This is a genomic window from Streptomyces sp. NPDC039424, from assembly GCF_055639495.1.
On the sequence record NZ_JBVKAI010000008.1, the window covers coordinates 151,781 to 165,573 of the forward strand.

At 72.0% G+C, this 13,793-nt stretch carries 8 protein-coding genes; all 8 read left to right on the plus strand.

The genetic code is table 11. The annotated features are described in order from the left end of the window. Window positions 1-306: 306 nt before the first annotated feature. The 8 genes from ACZ7L0_RS21780 to ACZ7L0_RS21815 all read left to right on the plus strand — a co-directional run bounded on the left by ACZ7L0_RS21780 (window position 307) and on the right by ACZ7L0_RS21815 (window position 13,777). Window positions 307-1,575, plus strand: a complete 1,269-nt coding sequence (locus tag ACZ7L0_RS21780) for an ATP-grasp domain-containing protein (protein ID WP_471244148.1) — start codon at window positions 307-309, stop codon at window positions 1,573-1,575. Window positions 1,576-1,611: 36 nt separating this feature from the next. Beyond that, window positions 1,612-2,958 carry an aminotransferase-like domain-containing protein gene (locus ACZ7L0_RS21785; protein ID WP_471244149.1) on the plus strand — a complete coding sequence of 449 codons (1,347 nt, stop codon included), beginning with the start codon at window positions 1,612-1,614 and terminating at the stop codon, window positions 2,956-2,958. A gap of 257 nt (window positions 2,959-3,215) precedes the next feature. Further along, window positions 3,216-4,409 (plus strand): carboxylate-amine ligase, encoded by a 1,194-nt coding sequence (locus ACZ7L0_RS21790; RefSeq protein ID WP_471244150.1) that lies wholly within the window; start codon window positions 3,216-3,218, stop codon window positions 4,407-4,409. A 102-nt stretch (window positions 4,410-4,511) separates the two neighbouring features. Further along, window positions 4,512-6,296 carry an N-acetylglutaminylglutamine amidotransferase gene (locus tag ACZ7L0_RS21795; protein ID WP_471244151.1) on the plus strand — a complete coding sequence of 595 codons (1,785 nt, stop codon included), beginning with the start codon at window positions 4,512-4,514 and terminating at the stop codon, window positions 6,294-6,296. Then, window positions 6,293-8,518 carry a prolyl oligopeptidase family serine peptidase gene (locus ACZ7L0_RS21800; protein ID WP_471244152.1) on the plus strand — a complete coding sequence of 742 codons (2,226 nt, stop codon included), beginning with the start codon at window positions 6,293-6,295 and terminating at the stop codon, window positions 8,516-8,518. Before ACZ7L0_RS21795 ends, ACZ7L0_RS21800 begins: the two co-directional genes overlap by 4 nt. A 154-nt stretch (window positions 8,519-8,672) precedes the next feature. Then, window positions 8,673-10,715 carry a spermidine synthase gene (locus ACZ7L0_RS21805; RefSeq protein WP_471244153.1) on the plus strand — a complete coding sequence of 681 codons (2,043 nt, stop codon included), beginning with the start codon at window positions 8,673-8,675 and terminating at the stop codon, window positions 10,713-10,715. A 98-nt stretch (window positions 10,716-10,813) separates the two neighbouring features. Further along, window positions 10,814-11,482: a dienelactone hydrolase family protein gene (locus ACZ7L0_RS21810; RefSeq protein WP_471244318.1), complete on the plus strand. Its 669-nt coding sequence runs from the start codon at window positions 10,814-10,816 to the stop codon at window positions 11,480-11,482. 171 nt (window positions 11,483-11,653) lie between these two features. After that, window positions 11,654-13,777, plus strand: a complete 2,124-nt coding sequence (locus tag ACZ7L0_RS21815) for a SpoIIE family protein phosphatase (protein ID WP_471244154.1) — start codon at window positions 11,654-11,656, stop codon at window positions 13,775-13,777. Window positions 13,778-13,793: the final 16 nt, after the last annotated feature.

Sequence of the window (13,793 nt, forward strand, 5' to 3'; positions counted from 1 at the left end):
ACGCCGCACATTATCGTCCCGAGCCGCACACCACTACCGTCGGCGGGAACATGATGACCTCGGCAACGTGCCTAGTGAAACGGAGAGTTGTGCCCTGTCCTGGACGGCGTGGTGTTCGCCCCGGAATCCGTTGACACCGCCCTGGTGGGACGGTAAGAATCGAGATCAGCTGACATCCCGCGCGCACTTCCTCATTCGTATCGCCCTATTTCTGGCAGGGTTTCTTCCGCGAATGCGACGGGAATTAAAACGCCTCCGCCGAACCGTTACACCACTCCCGTTCGCCTTCTCACTAAGGAACCCGTCATGACCGACCAGGCCGTCCACACCGCCGGCGCCGCCGCCGAGGGCGCACCCGTCCTGCTGCTCGTCGGCAGCGGATACCGCCCCTACCGCGAGTACGTCCTGGCCGCCGTCTCTCGGCACTACCGGCTGTGGCTCCTGGACCCGGCCGAGGCGACCTGGCAGCTCCCGTACTGTGCGGGTGCCACCCAGGTCGACACCCAGGACGCGGACGCGGTGCGGGCGGTGGCGCGGACCGTCATGGAGTCCCTCCCGGTCGTCGGCGTCTTCACCTACGACGAGACGAAGGTCGTCTCCTGCGCGCGGCTCGCGCAGGACCTCGGGCTGCCCGGCAGCCCGCCCGAGACCATCACCAGCTGCCGGGACAAGGCGGCCACCCGTGCCGCACTCGCCGCCGCCGGCGTGCCCCAGCCCCTCTCGTACACCGTCACCACGGCCGAGGAGGCTCTCGTCGTGGCCGAGAAGATCGGCTACCCGGTGATCGTCAAGGCGCGCGCCATGGCCGCGAGCTTCGGCGTCGTGCGCGCCGACGGCCCCGAGGACGTCGCCGCGGCGTTCGCCGCCGCCGACGGCGCCGAGTTCCCGAACCTGCCCCGCTACCCGGCGAACGTGCTGGTGGAGGAGTTCCTCACCGGCCCCGAGATCAGCGTCGACGCGGTCATCCACGACGGGGAGGTCACCCCGACGGTCCTCGCCCGCAAGCGGCTCGGCCTCGAACCGTACTTCGAGGAGACGGGACACGACGTCGACGCGAACGACCCGCTGCTCACCGACGCGGAACTGCTCGACCAGCTCCGGGAGATCCACCGCGCCCTGGGCTTCGTCCACGGCGCGACCCACTCCGAGTTCAAGCTCACCCCCAAGGGCCCGCGCCTGGTGGAGATCAACGCCCGGCTCGGCGGAGACCTCATCCCCTACCTCGGTTCGCTGGCCACGGGCTCCAGCCCCGTCGTCGCCGCCGCCCACGTCGCCGCCGGCCGCCGGCCCGACACCACCCCGAAGCACCGCAAGGCCGCCGCCATCCGGTTCCTCCTGCCCACGGGCGCGTGCGAGACCATCGACGTCGTCGTCCACGAGGACCGCTTCGGCCCGACGATCCACGCGACGGACATCACCACGGTCCCCGGGGACCGACTCGCCCTCCCACCCGCCGAGTTCACCACCCGGTACGGCCATGTCATCGCCGTCGGCGACGACATGGAGCAGGTCATCAGCGACCTCCAGGAGCCCGAGCGTCTCCTCGAACTACGCGCCCGCCCTCTGTCCGACTGACCCGCGACCGGTCAAGCGATGAGAACAGGAACCCACATGACCAGCGTTTCCGAGGAACTCGCCGGCGTCGCGGTGGACCCGGCCGGGACGGCCCCCCAAGTACGGCTCGACACCGCCGCCCTGCACGCGTCGGTGCGGGACCCCGCGCTCACCTCCATGACGCTGCTCAACGACATCGCCGGCCGCTACCCGGAGGCCGTCTCCTTCGCCGCGGGACGCCCCTACGAGGGTTTCTACGACGTCGCCGCGCTCAGCGGCCATCTGCGGACCTTCGAGCGGCATCTGACGGACGACCTCGGTCTCGGGCACGAGGCCGTGCGGCGGACCTTCTTCCAGTACGGCCGCACCAAGGGGTTCATCCACCACCTGATCGCCCAGCACCTGGAGAACGACGAGGGACTGACCGTCGACCCCGAGTCCGTCCTCGTGACCACCGGCTGCCAGGAGGCGATGGTCCTCGTGCTCCGGTCGCTGCGCAGCGGCCCGCGCGACGTGATCCTCGCGGCCTACCCCTCGTACGTCGGCTTCCTCGGCGCCAGCCGGCTCGTCGACATGCCCGTCCGTCCCGTGCGCGAGGGGCCGGGCGGCATCGACCTGACGGATCTCGCCGAACAGATCCGCCGCGCCCGGGCCGAGGGGCTGTCTCCCCGCGCCTGCTACGTGGTGCCCGACTTCGCCAACCCCAGCGGGGTCAGCATGTCGGAGGCCGACCGGCGCGGGCTGCTCGACCTGGCCGAGCGGGAGGACATCCTCCTGCTCGAGGACAACCCCTACTCGATGTTCCACGCGGGCGGAGGGCGGCTGCCCACGCTCAAGTCGATGGACGCGAGCCGGCGTGTGGTCTACTTCGGGTCGTTCGCGAAGACCGCCTTCGCCGGGGCGCGGGTGGGATACGTGATCGCGGACCAACCCGTCCTCGGCGGCGGGCAGTTCGCCGACGAGCTCGCCAAACTCAAGAGCATGCTCACGCTCAACACCTCCACGGTCGCCCAGGCGGTCATCGGCGGGTTCCTGCTGGAGAACGGCTGCAGCGTGGAGCGCGCCACCACCCGGGAGGCGGAGGTCTACCGCCGGAACCTGGGCGCCGTGCTCACGGCCCTCGACGAGCGCTTCGGCAGCCGTGGTCCGCTGCGCGACGCCGGCGTCTCCTGGAACACCCCGGCGGGTGGCATGTTCGCCGTAGTCACGCTGCCGTTCCGTGCGGACGACGCCATGCTCGAGTACTCCGCCGGGCGCTTCGGCGTGCTGTGGACACCGATGCACCACTTCTACGCGGGCGACGGCGGATTCCACCAGATACGCCTCTCGTTCAGCGTCCTTTCGGCCGAGCGGATCGACCTCGGCATAGAACGACTGGCCGGGCTCGTCGCCGACCGCGTCTGACCCGACCGGAAACGGTGTACGGCAACGCCCTCAGCGTCGCGGTACTCACGTAGGGAGCCGCCGACCCCCGCACGGTGTGACGGAGCGCGACTGCTTGGCTGCTCAATTGACCGGCAGGAGCGTCAAACGTGCTCGCCTGAGCTTATGCGCCGGTGTCCTGGGAACTCGGAAATCCCCACAAGACGCCACATAACCCCCGGCGCCGGGTCGCACCCCTGGGGCGGGCAGGCGTTCAGGTATCACCGCGAGGAGCGACCGTGACCATTCGTATCGGAGTGGAGGAAGAGTTCCACGTCCTGGAGGTGGAGAGCGGGCTGCTCGTGCCACGTGCCGGTGCGGTCCTGCGTCAGCTCCCCAGACGGACCTTCACGACCGAGCTGCACCGGTCCACCGTGGAGTCGAACAGCGGGGTGCACACGTCCCTGGAGGACCTGCACGCCGACCTCACCGGCACGAGACGGCGGCTCGACGGGGCCGCCTCCTCGTTGGGGCTGGCCGTCGTGGCCGCGGGCACGGCACCCCTGGCACCCGCCGCCTCGGCGCACCCCACCGCCGGCGCACGCTACCGCCACATGGCCGAGGAGTACCGGAAGGTCGCCGACGAGCAGCTCATCTGCGGGGCCCAGGTCCATGTGGACGTGCCCGACAGAGACACGGCCGTGCGGGCCATGTGCGTGGTCTCGCCCTGGCTGCCGGTACTCCTGGCGATCTCCGCCAGCTCACCGTTCTGGCAGGGGGCCGACACGGGATACGCGAGCTGGCGCACTATGGTGTGGCAGCGCTGGCCCACCGCGGGGCCGGCCGGCTGCTTCCCGAGCGCGGCCGAGTACGACGCCGCCGTGCACGACCTCGTGCGGGCCGGGATCATCAGCGACGCGGGGATGATCTACTACGACGTCCGGCCCTCGGCCCATCTGCCGACGCTGGAACTGCGGATCTGCGACGCCTGCCCGCGCACGGAGACGGTGGTGCTCATCGCCGGACTCTTCCGCGCCCTGGTGACCGAGGCCCGCGAGCGGCTCCGTACCCGCGGTGCGCCCGGGTGCGCGGGCCGGCACGAGTGGCTGCGGGGCGCTTCGTGGCGTGCCGCCCGGTCCGGCCTCGAAGGCACACTGGTGGATCCCGAGACCCACCGGGAGGCGCCTGCGCCGCAGGTCGTGCGGAAGCTGCTCGTCCGGCTGCGCCCCGCGCTGGAGGCCCACGGGGACTGGCAGACCGTCCGGGCGCTGACAGAGGCGGCGCTCGCCGACGGAAGCGCCGCCCGGCGCATGCGCCGGGCGACGCAGGAAGAGGATCTGCTGGCCTGTGTCGACATGCTGATCGCCGAGACCCGCGGCGAGCGCGGACACCGCGGCTCGGCACCGCTCGGCCGCGGGTTCACCCCGTCCTTCGCCGCGGGCGGCTCGCACTCCTCCGCCGGCCCCGGATCGCCCGAGGTCATCGGCCGCTGACGTGCCGGTGAACATCCTGAGGCCGGTACCCCGGTCCGGCATCGCCGCCCACGCGTTCAGAAAGGGTTTCGTCATGTCCACCAGCACAGGAGGTGGTTCGTCATGTGCGGTCTGAGCGGGGAGATCCGCTTCGACGGCCGGCGGCCCGACCTGGCGGCCGTAGCACGCATGAGCGACCGGCTCGCCGCCCGCGGACCCGACGGGCAGGGAACCTGGACGCGGGGCGCGGTCGCGCTGGGGCATCGGCGACTGAAGATCATCGACCTGTCGGACCTCGGAGCGCAGCCCATGACGGATGCCCGGGGCGGGATCACCGGCGTCTTCAACGGTTGCGTGTACAACTACCAGGAGCTGCGCGACGAGCTGAGGGGGCTGGGGCACCGCTTCGCGTCCACGTCCGACACGGAGGTGGTGCTCAAGGCCTACCAGCAGTGGGGAACCGCCTGCGTCCAGCACTTCCGCGGCATGTTCGCCTTCGCTCTCGTCGAGCACCGGACCGGCCGGGTGGTGCTGGCCCGTGACCGGCTCGGGATCAAGCCCCTGTACCTGGCGCGGACACCGGGCCGGCTGCGCTTCGCCTCGTCGCTGCCCGCCCTCCTCGCCGCCAAGGACGTGGACACCTCGCTCGATCCGGTGGCCGTCCACCAGTACCTGAGCTGGCATGCCACGGTCGCGGCGCCGCGCACCGTCCTCAACGGGGTGCGCAAGCTCCCCCCGGCCACCGTGCGGGTCGTCGAACCGGACGGCACCCACTACGATCACCGCTACTGGCAGCCGTCCTACCGGCGTCGCGCCGAGCACGCCGGCATGGGCGCGGACGAATGGCGTGACGCGGTGCTGGACGCGCTGCGCACCGCCGTGCGCCGGCGGATGGTCTCCGACGTACAGGTCGGTGTCCTTCTCTCCGGCGGCCTGGACTCCAGTCTGATCGTCGCGCTGCTGGCCGACGAGGGCCAGCGTGACCTGATGACGTTCAGCGTCGGGTTCGAGTCGGAGGGCGGCGAGGAGGGCGACGAGTTCTGGTACTCGGACCTGGTGGCCCGGGAGTTCGCCACCGACCACCGCCGGCTGATGGTTCCCTCCGACCGGGTGGCGCCGGCTCTGGACGGGGCGGTCGCGGCCATGAGCGAGCCGATGACCAGCCATGACGTGGTCGCCTTCTACCTGCTGTCCGAGCAGGTGTCCAAGGAGGTGAAGGTCGTGCAGAGCGGGCAGGGCGCCGACGAGGTGTTCGCCGGCTACCACTGGTACCCGCGGCTGGCCGAGGTCGCGCGCGAGGACGCACCGGAGCGGTACGCCATGACGTACTTCGACCGGCCGCACGCCGACCTCGCCCGGATCCTGCGGCCCCACATGCTGCCCCACGACGACGTCTCGGGCCGCTTCGTCCACGAGCACATGGCGGTCCCGGGGGCACAGACCGCGCTGGACGCCGCTCTGCGGCTGGACACGCAGGTCATGCTCGTCGACGACCCGGTCAAGCGTGTCGACAACATGACCATGGCCTGGGGCCTGGAGGCCCGGGTGCCGTTCCTCGATCACGAACTGGTGGAGCTGGCCGCGGCCTGCCCGCCGGAACTCAAACTGGCCGACGGCGGCAAGGGCGTGCTGAAGGAGGCGGGCCGCAAGCTCCTGCCCCACGAGGTCGTCGACCGCCCCAAGGGCTATTTCCCGGTTCCGGCCATCCGGCACATGGCCGGTCCCGTCCTGCAGCGAGTGCGCGAGGCGCTCCGGGCGCCCGAGGCCACACAGCGCGGCCTGTTCCAGGAGTCGTACGTGGCCGAGCTCCTCGCGGCGCCCGACGAGCACCGAACCGCACGGGGAGCCAACGCCCTGTGGCAGGTGGCTTTGCTGGAGATATGGCTGCAGACGCACGGAATCAAGTGACCGACGACCGGGGCGTGTGGGGCGCGCACGGCCCGGCGCCGGCCCAGCCGCCCCTCGTCGCCCCCCTCGGGGCACCCGGCGCGGCCCCGACGGCCGCGCGGCCTCCGGACGCCCGGTCGGCAGAGGCGCCGGGTGCCACCCGCACCGCCGCCCCGGCGCAGGTGCCCCTGCCCGAGGCGGGCGGCCCGCGAGACGCCGTGACCCGGCTGCGCGCCCACGGGTGCTGGTATCCCTCTGCCAACGCCGACGGCACCGAAACGGCCTTCATCTGCGACCGGGGCGGCGTCCCCCAACTGTGGGCCGGCCCCGTGGACGGTGCCGAGGTACGGCTGCTCGACTCCTCCCCGGATCCCGTCAAAGAGGTGGCCTGGTCACCGGACGGCCGCTGGATCGCCTACACCACCGCACCGGGCGGTGGTGAGCACTCACGGGTGCTGTGCGTACGGCCCGACGGCACCGGCCGCCGCATCCTGGCCGGGGCCGACCCGGCCAGTACCGCCTATCTGGGCTGCTGGGCGCACGACGGCTCCTCCGTCGCCGTCACCGTCGCCGCACCGGCCGCCCCGTACGGGGACGTCACGGGGCACGCCCCGCCGGCCCCCGGCCCGGCCGACGGTTACCCCGGCGGCGCCCTCCCGCCCGCCGACTGGGCGGACCGGGACGGTCATGCCACGCTCCTCGGCCCGGCCGCGTACGACGCCGGACCGGGGGTGGAGCCGAGCGGAGTGCCGACCGACGCCACGGCCGCGGCGGTCCGGCCCGATGGCGGCCTGTCGGTCTACCTGATCGATCCCGACGCTCTGGCCTCGCCCGTTCTGCTCACCACGGAAACGCACGCCGCCACCCTGCGGGTGTGCGACCTCAGCCATGACGGCGAACTCGCGCTGCTGCGCCGGGGGCCGCGCGGACGGCGGGAGGCGGTCGTCCGGCACACGGCCGACTCGGCGACGACCTTCGCCATGCCGGTCGCCGACGGCGACCCGTGGATCGGCCGGTTCTCTCCCGACGGGCGGACGCTGTGGCTGCGCAGCAACGCCGACCGGGAGCACGCGGCGCTCTTCTCGGTCGCCCTGGACGCCGACGGCGGGCCGTGCGGGACGTCCGTCGCGGCGGAACGCGAGGGCAGCGACCTCGAACTCCTGGCACTGGCCCAGGACGGCCGTACGGCCGCGCTGGCGTGGAACGCACAGGGGGCGAGCGAACTCGAACTCGTCGAGACCTTCCCGACACGGCAGGCCCCGGACAACACGGGCCCGGCAAGGCCCCTTCCCCTGCCCCACGAGGTCGTCACGCGCATCGCGGCGGCCGGCGCGGGGCGACTGCTGCTCGCGCTGTCCGGGTCGCAACGCCGACCGGGCCTGTGGTGGGCCCATGAAGGCGTGTCCCTGCTCCGCACCCCCTGGTCGTCGCGCGACGAGGACGCCGTCCCACCGGGCCGCCCGCCCGTGCGCCCCGTCCCCTTGCGGCTCACGGCGCGGGACGGGCTGCCCCTGAGCGGCTGGTACTACAGGGCACCGGGCCGTGCCCCGGACGAACCGGCGCCCTGTGTGATCCATCTGCACGGCGGCCCCGAGGAACAGGAACGCCCGGTCTTCAGCCCGCTCTACCACGAGCTGATCGGGCGAGGCCTGGACGTCTTCGCCCCCGATGTCCGCGGCTCCCTGGGGCACGGCCGCTCGTTCGTCGACGCCGACCTGGGCGCGGGCCGCTTCGCCGCGTTGGACGACGTCGCGGACTGCGCGGCCCACGCGGTGACGGCCGGCCCCGCCGATCCGACACGGCTGGCGGTCATGGGACGGTCGTACGGCGGTTATCTGACGTTCGCCTCCCTCGTCCGCCACCCGGAGCTGTTCCGCACCGGAGTCGCCGTATGCGGCATGTCGGACTTCCTGACCTTCTTCGCCGGTACCGAGCCCTGGATCGCGGAGTCCGCGGCGCACAAGTACGGCCACCCGGAGCGCGACCGCGAGCTGCTGCATGCCCTGTCGCCGATGAGCCGCATCGACGCGCTGCGCGTCCCGCTGCTCGCCGTCCACGGCGAACACGACACCAACGTGCCGCCGGGGGAGTCCCAGCAGTTCGTACGGGCCGCGCGCGAACGGGGCATCCCTGCCGCACTGCTGACCCTGCGCGACGAGGGCCACGACTTCCTGCGCGCGGACAACCGGCGGCTGTTCCGGCGGACCGCCGCCGACTGGATGGAACGGCACCTCCACATGTGAACCCGCCGCACCGGCGCGGTACAGGCCGAGTGGCTTCCATGCCACCGATCGGCGCTGTGCGGTCGCGGGCTCCCGTCGCCCGGGACAGCCTGAAGAAGGCCCGTCACATCGGCCGATGCCACTCACCACGCTTAAGGCGGCACCGTAGATGCGCATGAAGTGGACCGAAGCGGGACTGACCGAGAACTCGGTGCGCTGGAGGCTCATGCTGGCCAGCACGACCATGCTCTTCGTAGAGCTGGCGCTGATCAGATGGGCGGGCGCCAACGTCGTCCACCTCAGCTACTTCTCGAACTTCATCCTGCTGGGATCGTTCCTCGGCATCGGCCTCGGGTTCCTGATCCCCGCCGCGCGCGGACAGTGGCTCAAGAGCTGGACACCGGTCCCGCTGGCGCTTCTCGTCATCCTGGTACGCGCGTATCCGGTGCAGGTGCGTCAGAGCAGCGAACAGGTCATCTACTTCACCGCCGTGAAGACCACCGGCTTCCCCGAATGGGTGACGCTGCCGGCCATCTTCCTGCTGACCGCGGTGATCATGGCCGGCATCGGCAAGATCACCGCCGATCTCTTCCGCCGGCTCCCCTCGCTCGACGCCTACCGCTACGACCTGCTCGGCAGCCTCACCGGCTCGGCGTCCTTCGCCGTGCTGTCCTGGCTCCGCGCCCCCTCCGTGGTGTGGGGCGTACTCGCCGCCGCGGCCCTGCTGATCCTCGGCGGACGGCGCAACGCCCTGCTGTATGTCATCCCCCTCACGGCGATGGTCGCCGCGCTGTTCCTGGAGGCGGCGCCCGGCATCTCCTGGTCGCCCTACTACAAGATCCAGCTCCAGGCCTCGTCGTCCACCAACCGGACCTACACCATCTCCGCCAACGGCGTCCCGCACCAGAGCATCGCGCCGCTCCCGGTGCTCCTGCAGGAGGGCTCGCCGTACCGGCAGGCGTACGACCGGACGCCCCACAACCCGCACAAGCGCGTGCTGGTCATCGGGGCGGGCAACGGCAACGACGTCGCGGTCGCACTGGACCGCGGAGCGGAGCGCGTGGACGCGGTCGAGATCGATCCCCGTCTGCAGCAGATCGGCGCCCAGCTGCACCCCGCCAAGCCGTACGACGACCCCAGAGTGCACGTCCACATCGACGACGGACGGGCCTTCCTGGAACGGACGCACAATCAGTACGACCTCGTCGTCCTGGCGCTGCCGGACTCGCTGACACTGGTGGCGGGCGCCAGCAATCTGCGGCTGGAGAGCTATCTGTTCACCCAGCAGGCGTTCGAGGCCGCGCGCGATCACCTCGCGCCGAACGGCGCGTTCGCCATGTACAACTACTACCGGCAGAGCTGGCTGATCGACCGCTTCGCCGGCACCCTCCAGGACCTCTACGGCCACGCTCCCTGTATGACCACGTTCAACACGAACGCGGCCGTGCTGGTGGCCGGGATGACGACCGCCGACCAGTCCTGCGGCCAGGTCTGGCACCCCAGCGGCGCGGTTCCGGCGGCCGCCAGCGACGACCATCCCTTCCCGTATCTGCTCCACCGCGACATTCCCACGCTCTACCTGGGCGCGCTGGGCGCGATCCTGCTGGTGACGCTCCTGTCGGTGCGCATGACCGGGGTTCGTATCCGGCGCACGCTCCGCTACACCGACATGTTCCTGCTGGGCGCGGCCTTCATGCTGCTCGAAACGAAGAACGTGATCGGCTTCGCCCTCTACTTCGGCACGACCTGGCTGGTCAACGCCCTTGTCTTCATCGGCGTCCTGCTCGCCGTCCTCGCGGCGGTCGAGGTCCGGCGCAGGCTGCGGCGGGTCAACCGACCGCTGCTGCAGATCCTGCTCCTCGGTACCCTCGCGGTGGCCTGGCTCGTCCCGGCGGAGGCCGTGCTCTCGCTGCCCTTCGCCGGGCGGCTCGCCGCCGCCATCGCCCTGGCCTTCGCCCCCATCTTCTGTGCCAACCTCATCTTCTCCGACCGCCTCGCGTCCGCCCCGGACCCGACAGCCGCGTTCGGCGCGAATCTGCTGGGCGCGCTGACCGGGGGCGCACTCGAATACCTGGCGCTGGTGTCGGGTTATCAGGCGCTGCTGCTGGTCGTCGCCGCGCTGTACCTGGGCGCGTACGTAGCCATGCGCTTCGCCGGGCGCGGACGGGGCGGGCGGCCGGCGCGGGCGCCGGACGAGACGGTGGCCGTCAGCAAGTGAGCCGTGCCGGTCGCCTCTCGGCATGTGAGGGGTACGCGGAGGAGGGACAGCCGGGCGTATCGATTCGCCAGGTCGGCAGGTGGAAGAAGTTGATGTCGATGATCTCCGAGATGGTTCTGGTGCACACCGACGACGCCACTCTTCCCGGTGACCTCGTCATCCCCACACCGGTGCGGGCCACGGTGCTCTTCGCGCACGGCAGCGGCAGTTCCCGGCACAGCCCGCGCAACCGGATGGTGGCCGCCGAGCTGCGCACCGCCGGGCTCGGCACGCTTCTGCTGGACCTGCTGAGCGAACGGGAGGAGCGGCACGACGCGCTGACCGGCGAATACCGCTTCGACATCCCACTTTTGGGCCGACGGCTCGCGGCCGCGATCGACTGGCTGGGGGCGCAGCCCGGTACCCGGGGTCTCCCGGTTGTCCTGTTCGGCGCCAGTACGGGCGCTGCCGCGGCGCTGGTGGCCGCGGCGGAGCGGCCGGACCGGGTGCTGACCGTGGTGTCGCGGGGCGGGCGGCCCGATCTCGCGGGCGACGCCCTGGACCATGTGCGGGCGCCGGTCCTGTTCATCGTCGGAGGCGAGGACCAGCAGGTGCTGGAGCTGAACCAGCAGGCGGCGGAGCGGCTGCGGGCCCCGCACGCCCTGCGCGTCATTCCGGGGGCGACGCACCTGTTCGAAGAACCCGGCCGGCTGGAGCAGGTCGCCGAGACCGCGAGGCGGTGGTGCGAGGACCGACTGCGCTCCCCGCGGGAGGCGACACAGGACTGACAGACCCACGCGCGTGCCCGGGCCGGACGGCGTGCCGACCGCTCCGCCGGGGCGTAGCGTCCCCATAGGGGCGAGCCCGGGTGCTTCCGGTGCGGTCGTACGGGCCCGAACAGGGCGGACGACCTCGCGCGGCAGTCCTCGCGGACGCCCCGGTCAGGACGGAGGTGCCTCGTGACCGGCGCAGGCGATGCGGCCACCGACGCGGACGGACTGGACACCGCGTTCGCGGAGACGGTGCGCCGGACCGGCGCGTCCATCGGCGCCCTCTACCTTCTCGCGCCGGACGAGCAACTGCTGTGTCTGGACGTGCTGTGGGGAGCTCCGGCCGAGTTCGCCGAACCGTGGACGAGGATTCCGTTGAGCGCCCCCGCGCCGGTGGCCGAGGCGGTCCGTGAGGATCGCATGGTGTGGGTGGGCAGCCAGGGAGAGATGGCCCGCTCCTATCCGCGCACCGCGATGGCGCTTCCCTACCCGCTGGCGCTGGCCGCCGCGCCGGTCACCGGCGTCCGGCGGTGGGGAGCCCTGCTGCTGATGTGGCCGGCCAACCGTCCGGTGTACATGACCCAGCGGGAGCGGGGGAACATCGCGGCCAGTTGCGGACGTCTGGCCCGGCTGCTGGAGGAAGCCGCCGAGAACGGCAGGCCGCGGGAGACCGGAGACCGGCCGCGCGTGCTCCCCGCCACGACCGGCCGCAGGCCCGAGGGCCCGGGGAGGGCCGCCGCCGACTTCGTGGAGCGGCTGCCCGGCGGCAGCTGCGCTCTGGACCTGGAGGGGCGCCTCACCTACCTCAGCTCCGGGGCCTGCGACCTGCTGGGCCGCGACGCCGGTCAGCTGCTGGGCACGCTGCCGTGGCAGTCCCTGCGCTGGCTCGACGACCCCACCTACGAGGACCGCTACCGCGCCGCGGTCATCAGCCGTGAGCCCGTCGCCTTCACCGCGTGCCGCCCGCCGGACCACTGGCTGGACTTCCACCTCTACCCGGACGCCAGTGGCATCAGCGTCCGTATCGTTCCGAGCGGCGCACTGCCCCCGCCCTCACCGGCGCCCCGCCACTCCACTCCGCGCACCGCCGCACCGGCCCGCGCGGGCCGGCTCTACCAGCTCACCCACCTGGCCGCCGCGCTGACCGAGGTCGTCGGCGTCCAGGACGTCATCGACCTGGTCGCCGACCAGATCATGCCCGCCTTCGGCGCCCAGGGCCTGGTCCTGTCCGCCGCCGAAGCCGGCCGACTGCGGATCACCGGGTACCGCGGCTACGAGCCCCACACCATCGAGCGTCTCGACGGCCTGCCCCTCGACACCGCCTTCACCCCGGCCGGGCACGCCCTCGACAGCGGTATCCCCGCGTTCTTCGCCGACTCGGAGGAGATGCGACGCGCCTACCCCGAGGCCACGCTGATCAGCGGCAAGGAAGCCTGGGCCTTCCTGCCACTGATCGTCTCCGGCCGGCCCGTCGGCTGCTGCATCCTGTCCTACGACCGTCCCCACGAGTTCCCGGCCGAGGAACGCGCCGTCCTGACCTCGCTCGCCGGCCTCGTCGCCCAGGCCCTCGACCGCGCCCGCCTCTACGACACCAAACGCGACCTCGCCCACGGACTGCAGCAGGCGCTGCTCCCGCGCACCCTTCCCGCGGTCACCGGCCTGCGGGTCGCCGCCCGCTACCTGCCCGCCACCCGGGGCATGGACATCGGCGGAGACTTCTACGACCTGATCCGGCTCGGCGACACCGACGTGGCGGCCGTCATCGGCGACGTCCAGGGCCACGACGTCGCGGCCGCCGCTGTGATGGGGCAGGTCCGTACCGGCGTCCACGCCCACGCGGTCCTCGGCGCCACCCCGGGCCAGGTCCTCTCCAGAACCAACCGGCTCCTCACCGACTTCGGCCCCGACCTGTTCACCAGCTGCCTCTACGCCCAACTCGACTTCGCCCAGCGCCGCGTGACCCTGGCCAGCGCCGGCCACCCGCCACCCCTCCTGCGCCTGCCCGACCGCGACACCCGGCCCCTCGACATCCCGCCCGGACCGCTGCTGGGCATCGACCCCCACGCCGACTTTCCCGTGACCGAGATCCCGCTCACCCCAGGGATGATGCTCGCCTTCTACACCGACGGCCTCATCGAGTCACCGGGCGTCGACCTCGACGACTCCATCACCCACCTCGCGGACATCCTCGCGCACGCCGACGACCGGGACCTGGACCTGCTCATCGACACCCTCTTGCGGAAGGCGGGCCCCAGCGGGCAGCGCACCGACGACGTCGCCCTCCTCGTGCTGCACCACGCTGCGGACCGCTGACAGCGGACCGGCTCGG

What these genes read in the sequence shown, in the direction of transcription:
- ACZ7L0_RS21795 (WP_471244151.1), top strand. Translation starts at nt 4,512, where the DNA reads ATGTGCGGTCTGAGCGGGGAGATCCGCTTCGACGGCCGGCGGCCCGAC.
- ACZ7L0_RS21785 (WP_471244149.1), top strand. Translation starts at nt 1,612, where the DNA reads ATGACCAGCGTTTCCGAGGAACTCGCCGGCGTCGCGGTGGACCCGGCC.
- ACZ7L0_RS21805 (WP_471244153.1), top strand. Translation starts at nt 8,673, where the DNA reads ATGAAGTGGACCGAAGCGGGACTGACCGAGAACTCGGTGCGCTGGAGG.
- ACZ7L0_RS21810 (WP_471244318.1), top strand. Translation starts at nt 10,814, where the DNA reads ATGATCTCCGAGATGGTTCTGGTGCACACCGACGACGCCACTCTTCCC.
- ACZ7L0_RS21780 (WP_471244148.1), top strand. Translation starts at nt 307, where the DNA reads ATGACCGACCAGGCCGTCCACACCGCCGGCGCCGCCGCCGAGGGCGCA.